Origin of the sequence: Schnuerera sp., from assembly GCF_035459645.1 — a bacterium.
Taxonomy (GTDB): Bacteria; Bacillota; Clostridia; order Tissierellales; family Tepidimicrobiaceae; genus Schnuerera.
In genome coordinates, this window is the sequence record NZ_DATHXO010000343.1 from 1 (window position 1) to 2,738 (window position 2,738).

Here is a 2,738-nt window from a genome sequence, read left to right on the forward strand (position 1 = left end):
TCTGCAAGAGATGCAGATATTGATAGGGTTTTAGGTTTAGAATTAGGTAGCGATGATTATTTGGCTAAACCTTTTCTTCCTAGGGAGTTAGTCATTAGAACTAAGAATTTATTGGAAAGAGTCTATGGTTCTAACTATCAAATTATAAATATTCCTCCTTATATAGTAGAAGAAAAATCTAGGAGGGTTAAGCTAGAAAATGGTTTAATAGATTTAACCTCTAAGGAATTCGATTTATTACTCTACTTTGCTAAAAATCAAGGTATAGCCCTTTCTAGAGAACAAATTTTAGAAGCTGTTTGGGGTTCTAACTATTTTGGGACAGACAGAGTAGTTGACGATTTGATAAGACGTCTTAGAAAAAAGATGCCTAAATTAAGAATTGAAACCATCTATGGATATGGATATAGGATGATTGAAAATGAAAATTAAAATGAAAAATTGGCCATTATCTATTCAAATTTGGGTAGTTTTTGCAACTATTACTTTGGGTATATCTTTAATGTTGGCCATTATCCTACCATTAACTTTAAGAGATTTCTTTACCAATGAAATATATGTAACTATAGAATCAGCTCAAACCTTAATGTTTAACCAGTATGATATACGTTCTATAAAAGATCTATTAGAATCCCAAGGGCCAGAAAAATCAAGACAAACTTTAGAAAATATTCGTACAGTCAACCATTTTATAATCTATGACGATCATCAAATCATAGTATCTTCATCTCTTTCTATAAATTTTTTAAATGAAGTTAAAAACCAAGCATTGACTCAAGAAAAAAATAGTCAAAGATATAACGGAAAAGTAGGAGATGAAAAAATATTTTATGTTATTACCAAAGGAAAAGCCTTGAACCAAGATGCTTTTTTAGTCTCTTATATGTGGGATTCCTATAGAGAAGATTTAGTTCAAACTTTGTTTAGAAAATTATTAATGATCATGTTCCTAGTTTTTATCTTTAGTTGGATTCCTGCTATTTTGTTGTCAAAATATCTATCCAGACCTCTTGTCAGATTAGAAAAACGAGTAGAAAAACTTGCAGATAATCAATGGGAAGAACCAGTAGAATTAGATAGAGGAGACGAAATAGGAAAATTAGGAGAATCTATAGAGCAACTTAGAAATCAGTTGATCTATCAGGAAGAAATGCAGCAATCCTTCTTACAACATATATCCCATGAATTAAAAACTCCAGTTATGGTTATTCGTAGTTTTTCACAAGCCATTAGAGATGGGATCTACCCAAAGGGAGATTTGGATTGTTCTGTAAAGATAATAGACGAAGAAGCAGAAAGATTGGAAAAACGTATAAGAAATCTACTCTATATAACAAAATTAGACTATCTAAATACTCATAATATTCCTTATGAAGATTTTTCTATGGACAAATTGATAAAGGATGTCATAGAAAGGTTATCTTGGAATAGAACTGATATTGATTGGCAACTGAATTTACAACCTATAGATATCAATGGTGATTTAGAACAATGGCGAATAGTTATAGAAAATCTACTAGATAATCAGTTAAGATATGCAAAAAATTCGATTCTCATATCCTTAAATCCAAAGGATGAAAATAAGGTAATGCTAAAATTTTGGAATGATGGACCAAATATTGAACCAGAAACCTTAGATTCTCTATTTACTAAATTCAATAAAGGGTATAAAGGAGAATTTGGTCTTGGATTGGCTATCGTTCATAGAATTGTAACTTTACACGGTGGAAAAATTTGGGCTAAAAATGAAGAAGAAGGGGTATCTTTTTATGTGGAAATAAGAATAAAATAAGTCGGGTTGATCCTCGACTTATTTTTCACTAACTACTACTACTTTTTGTTTGTCGTCTAATTTAATTTTCTACTCTCCAGTCTAGTTTCACTCCGACAAGATAGATTGAAATAACTGAAACTATTAAAATAATTACTAAATCAAAATATGCTATCTGCCCAACAACAGCTCCTCTAAGAACTCTGGCTACATAAGTAGTAGGCATTAGATGTGATGTATATTTTAAAATTCTTGGCAAGTAATTTTCTGGGATCATAACTGGAGCCATAAATACAACTATAGGTTGTACAATTTGGGTAATCAAACTAGCTGTTTGCATATTTCGACTATATATTCCTATTATTGCACCTATACCAGAAAGGGAATACCCACTTATAAAAATAATTAGCAATATCAAAGGGTGAAAAGTCATTTCTAGGCCAAAATAGAAATTTCCGATTAAAAAAATTGTCAACATTGAAGGTAAAACTAAAATAGTAGTTCTTGTAACTAATGCTATAATTAAAGCTATTTTTGATACTGGTAAAGTGGCATAATAATCAAAAGCTTTATACTGTTTTAACATCCCTAAATTTTGACCAAGAGTTAACATAGTCCCTGTAACTATACTCATAACCATATTGCCAGTTATAATAAATAAAATTATATCATTACTACTATCTTGAAAATAGAACCCTAAGAAAATCATGATAGATAAAGGACGAATACAGATCATTAACAAATACCAAAGCCAGTCTTCACGAATTATAAATAAACTAGTTTTAAACAAATAATATAGATTAACAAAAAACTGTTTATATCCTTTCTTTACTACTACACTTGCATTATTCTCAAATAATCTATCCAGTTTCTTATTTAATTCCATCCTTCACACCTCCCAAAGCTAAATATACGTCTTCTAGAGTACAGGTTATAATCCTGAAATCTTCTATCTGGTCTAAGCTAA

General features: G+C 30.2%; 3 protein-coding genes. 2 read left to right on the forward strand and 1 reads right to left on the reverse strand.

The window, feature by feature from the left end; genetic code table 11:
* Both VK998_RS08030 and VK998_RS08035 read left to right on the forward strand, forming a co-directional pair.
* Window positions 1-432: response regulator transcription factor (locus VK998_RS08030; RefSeq protein WP_325227453.1), on the forward strand; the 432-nt coding region annotated here is incomplete at its 5' end.
* Window positions 422-1,792 (forward strand): sensor histidine kinase, encoded by a 1,371-nt coding sequence (locus tag VK998_RS08035; RefSeq protein ID WP_325227455.1) that lies wholly within the window; start codon window positions 422-424, stop codon window positions 1,790-1,792. The genes VK998_RS08030 and VK998_RS08035, both read left to right, overlap by 11 nt.
* 61 nt (window positions 1,793-1,853) lie before the next feature.
* On the opposite strand, the gene VK998_RS08040 is transcribed toward VK998_RS08035, so the two are convergent.
* On the reverse strand, window positions 1,854-2,657 hold the full coding sequence (locus tag VK998_RS08040; protein WP_325227457.1) for an ABC transporter permease: 804 nt from the start codon (window positions 2,655-2,657) through the stop codon (window positions 1,854-1,856).
* Window positions 2,658-2,738 lie beyond the last annotated feature (81 nt).

What these genes read in the sequence shown, in the direction of transcription:
- VK998_RS08035 (WP_325227455.1), top strand. Translation starts at nt 422, where the DNA reads ATGAAAATTAAAATGAAAAATTGGCCATTATCTATTCAAATTTGGGTA.
- VK998_RS08040 (WP_325227457.1), bottom strand. Translation starts at nt 2,657, where the DNA reads ATGGAATTAAATAAGAAACTGGATAGATTATTTGAGAATAATGCAAGT.